The sequence below is a fragment of the Nostoc flagelliforme FACHB-838 genome, assembly GCF_014698065.1.
GTDB classification, from domain to species: Bacteria; Cyanobacteriota; Cyanobacteriia; order Cyanobacteriales; family Nostocaceae; genus Nostoc; species Nostoc flagelliforme_B.
Genome location: NZ_JACJSI010000462.1, coordinates 1 through 4216, shown reverse-complemented (window position 1 = coordinate 4216; position 4216 = coordinate 1). Strand labels below are relative to the sequence as shown.

Genomic DNA, 4216 nt, shown 5'->3' with positions numbered 1-4216 from the left:
ATTTAATTCAGCAACTAAAACGCCCAAGTATTCCTATGTGCTTGGTTTGATTTAAATTGTCGTGTGGTAGGGCTACGCCCCGCTCGCTATTTGTTCCAGTTGCGTAAGTCCTGTTTATATTGTGGAGCCACTCTCCCAGCTACCAAGAAAGAGCATATATTCAATTCATGTTGGGGTGGTTCCTTCAGCACAAATAAATTAATATGTGGCAAATGTAATGAGTATTTTTCACAAACTATAGACTCAGAACTTACTACATATACAAAATTTGTCATGAATTCTTGGGGAATTAAAGGTGAACGTCATAAACAAATACCAGAAATTGTGACAGATGGTGAATATAACATAAGAGCGTATGCTAAACCAAAACTGAAAACAGAAAATTGCAGTGTGAAAGCTTCTTCTGACGGTTCTCTAGAATTTAATTTTTCTTGTAGCTCTAAAGAAGAAGTATATAAATGGTTAAATAGTGATAAGCCAGAAACTGACTTAGGACGCACACTAACAGCAGAAGAGCGGCAATGGATAAAGCAGAGAATTCAAGAAGCTAAACTTGAAAAAATAAATGTAGAACCCCAACCACTCTTTATTAATTTAAACCTATCAAAACAGTATCGTTCAGTAGCACATACACTTCTGAAGTGCCTTGGGTTGTATGATCCAGATTTGGTTCGTGGTGACATGACAAGAAAAGTCCGTGAATTTATTCGTTACGAACAAGGAAATTGGGAAGAATTTGCAGTTACAGTAAATCAGTTGATTCCTAGTGTTAAAGATAGGTTATCTCAGAAGTTGGGTGTTAATTATAATTCAGTAGAAATATACTGGTGTTGCTCATTAGAAAAGATAATAGGAGTTTTAACACTTTTAGGCAGAATTCAGAGAGCAGTTATTCTTGCTGAGAACTGTAAAGTCCCAAATGCTATCCTTGCTGTAGTTGAGGACACATATCTAACACGTCAAATACCAAAATCTTTTTTTCTAGAATTAGAGCAGCAAATTGCAGATATACCTCTGATAGAGATTCTATTTTCTCCACCCAAAATTGAATTTTTTAGGAAAGAAATTTCGCACATTGCATCAGTAAGTTTACCTTTTGAAGGACTTAATGCTTTCCTGGCGGAAAGTATCTATAAAATTGGGGAGCAGACACAAGAGTTAACTTTAAAATCTCTCCAAGAATATGAAAAACTTTTTTTAGATTTTGTTTCAAATCTAGAAAAATTATTTGGAATATCTGTAGAACCTAAAGTAGTCTCTTCTCAACTTGCTGTCAATGGGTTTTCTGATTTGGTTCAATATCATATAGGGAAGAACTTTAAAGAACATCCTGAAGTTCAAGATACTCTATTAACAGCTTGCACCAAGACCTGGGAAGAGTTGACTAACCAATTACAAATGAAAATAGAGAGAGAAATACCTGAATAAGGGATTAAGCCAACCTATAGGCTATTTAGTGTCAATAAGATAGCCTAACCGCCCCAAAACCTTAATTTGACGTGAGCGCTAGTCAGGGCTGACTCAATACTGCAAATACTTATTTATTCAGGGGGCCACACAACAGATATAACCCCATAATGGCGATCGCATGATCAAACAAAAAAGCGCTTTTACTCACCCGTTTTTAACTTTGGTTTTGGTTTTGGTAATGGTTTGGTACGCGGCACAGAGGTATTATCCTGACTAGTCGCTTTTGACTTACCTTTCTTCCGTGCAGGTGGTGCTGCTGCTCTTTGCGCTTTCTTAGCTGCAAGTTGCACTGTGGCTTTATCCTCCTTAGACGCTTTGAGAAATCTGGGTGCAGAATCTTTAGGTAGCGCAGTCAGTGCAACAAAACCGAAGACATCACGCCCTGGCAGAAATTTCGCCTTGACTGTCACAAAGGCTGCGCGTCCAAGCTCTTCTTTAGCCACCTTGGGATTAAATCTGAAGGGTCGGACGGGTGCATCCTTCCATAGCAAAGGTATATGACTAGCCTTCATGAATTTCACCTTTCGGGCAGGTTCGAACTGCTTAATAAATTCGAGTCTTTCATCAGAGAAATTTCGGAACACGGAGATACAGGGAGTTGAGCAGACAGGAATGAACTGCCATAATCCCGATAATTTAAACTCCAGGTCTTCTAACTCTCCTGAAACGGCATCTAGTTTTCGCCCTCTATCAAAGCCCACTAACTGAAAAGCGATGCGATGCGGTTGCTCTCTGCGTGGAAAGTGAATTGCCTTTGGATAAACAACCAAACGCTGATTATGATTTCCAGTATTTTCTATTTCCTTCTTGAGAGCGTTTAATACATCCCATTGTCGCTTCAAGTAGTAAAGTGGGTATTCATAGCTACCGATAGTAACAGTGCTTTGTCCATCAGTAGTAAAGTTGACATCCCCAGTAATTACCCCAACAGCTTGAAATATTGCTGTTGTCGATTCAACATCTGTTTCTGTTGACGTATCAACATTTACTTGCTCTTCATCCGATGGAGTTTCAACTGTCGGTACTGCTTGGGTTGACTCAAGCGAGGTAAATTCTTCAGCAGATGCCATGATTACTATTAATAGGGGAGAAATCGCGGTCTAATTCAATCTTAATTGTCTATCGAGTGTCTACATGACTGGCGGCATTCTTGTGAGTGATCCCTATGACTGGGGTCGAAGGAAGCATATCGGTTCGCAGTCGCTAGTCTTGCTTCACTAAAGCAACAGCGCAATTTGGAGCTGGATTTGAGTATTTATTTGTCAGCGTCCTAGTAGTGAACTGTACACTCCCTTTTGTAGTACTAACGTAGTTGTTTAGTAGTTCTTGTTGCTCCAAGTGATTTGAAATTCACTCTCCTTCATCAATTTTTTTCAAAAAAACTTTCGCGCCATTTTGGCGTACTGTGCGTCAAAAAAAGCTTTTATTTCTTGGCTGTAGAATAATACTATTGTGATATTCAAAAAAGTGAAAATCCTTCTATTTGTCTCAGATATACCTTGAGAATGCCTTCTCTGTGCCGGAATTCTGACGGTTTGAGACCAAATTCTCAATAGTTTAAGTTTGTTGAGAAAGCGTATTTTTAAAATCCTTCTATTTGTCTGAGATATACCTTGAGAATGCCTACTCTGTGCCGGAATTCTGACAATTTGATAAGAATCCTAATATTTGCCTGAATTCTAACATTTTGTGATTTTGAATCTAATCAAAGGTCAACGTATTTTCGTCAGCGTTGAGATGCCAATACGGTTCGGTTAACAAAGTTATTTGTTGAGGGGAGCAGGGAGAGAAGAGAAGCAGGGGAAGAGAAATTGCTACTCTCTTTCCTCCCCTGCCTCAAGAGCACCCCCTGCCTCAAGAGCTTATCCGAACCGTATTGGTAGGTATGCCATACATACTCCATGAGTTGAATGGCACGCTTGAAAAGCGCAAATGTATTATTTACAAGGGTTTCATCACTTTGGAAAAACGTGGGCTAATGAAGCAGCGATGACGCTTGCGCCCGCCAACTCTTGGAGACGCTCTGCGCGTTCGGCATCGCAAACTGAGAGTTGCAGATTATTCTGATTTCCGACCTTAAAACTATTATTTTTCTAAACCCCTTACCAGGCAAGTATTTCAGCTTTTCAAGCGTGCCATTCCTCCATGAGTTAACCATGTTTTTATCATAAAAATCGGTTCCAGTCAGTGGCAAGAAGTGGTAAGAAGTGGCTGGAGAATGACTGATAAATGCCCGATATTACCATGACTTTTATGTTATTTTGCCTGAGAATTGCCACAGAAATGACATACTATCAATCCGCCTATTGATATGTTTTTATACCAAAAATATGGTCCGAAAATTTTTCAATAGGGGTGCTTTTGATCAGAGGCTCGTACTAGCATCTCAAGTTGGGTGAATTCACCCAAGGTCAAAAACCCGTGCAGTTCCGAATAAGAAGCGATTTCCATTTCACCCAAAATATCCTTAATTACCTCCCAACTTGGATTGGGGGATTCCAGGATACAAGCGATCGCTTCTGAGGCTAAAACCTTGGAATCAGAAGAAGATGGCACAGAGTCCGATTGACCCGCACCAGTTTCTAGCTTTTCCGCACCACTTTCTAGCTTTTCCGCACCACTTTCTAGCTTTTCCGCCCCACTTTGGGAGCTAACCGCCCCACTTTGGGAGCTAACCGCCCCACTTTGGGAGCTAACCGCCCCACTTTGGGAGCTAACCGCCCCACTTTGGGAGCTAACCGCCCCA

The 4216-nt window shown here is 40.4% G+C and carries 3 protein-coding genes and 1 pseudogene; 2 read left to right on the top strand and 2 right to left on the bottom strand.

Annotated features, from left to right (window positions below):
- Nucleotides 1–63 precede the first annotated feature (63 nt).
- Nucleotides 64–243, top strand: a pseudogene (locus H6G97_RS56395) (HNH endonuclease); the annotation flags it as partial.
- A 30-nt stretch (nt 244–273) separates the two neighbouring features.
- Entirely contained in the window at nt 274–1428 is a 1155-nt protein-coding gene (locus tag H6G97_RS46600) for a hypothetical protein (protein WP_242056097.1), read from the top strand.
- A 182-nt stretch (nt 1429–1610) separates the two neighbouring features.
- On the opposite strand, the gene H6G97_RS46595 is transcribed toward H6G97_RS46600, so the two are convergent.
- Both H6G97_RS46595 and H6G97_RS46590 read right to left on the bottom strand, forming a co-directional pair.
- Nucleotides 1611–2540 carry a hypothetical protein gene (locus H6G97_RS46595; protein ID WP_190947177.1) on the bottom strand — a complete coding sequence of 310 codons (930 nt, stop codon included), beginning with the start codon at nt 2538–2540 and terminating at the stop codon, nt 1611–1613.
- A gap of 1276 nt (nt 2541–3816) precedes the next feature.
- A partial coding sequence (locus H6G97_RS46590) for a hypothetical protein (RefSeq protein WP_190947176.1) occupies nt 3817–4216 on the bottom strand: 400 nt, incomplete at its 5' end.

Excerpts from the sequence above, each read along its gene's own strand:
- H6G97_RS46595 (WP_190947177.1), bottom strand. The coding sequence starts at position 2,540 with ATGGCATCTGCTGAAGAATTTACCTCGCTTGAGTCAACCCAAGCAGTA.
- H6G97_RS46600 (WP_242056097.1), top strand. The coding sequence starts at position 274 with ATGAATTCTTGGGGAATTAAAGGTGAACGTCATAAACAAATACCAGAA.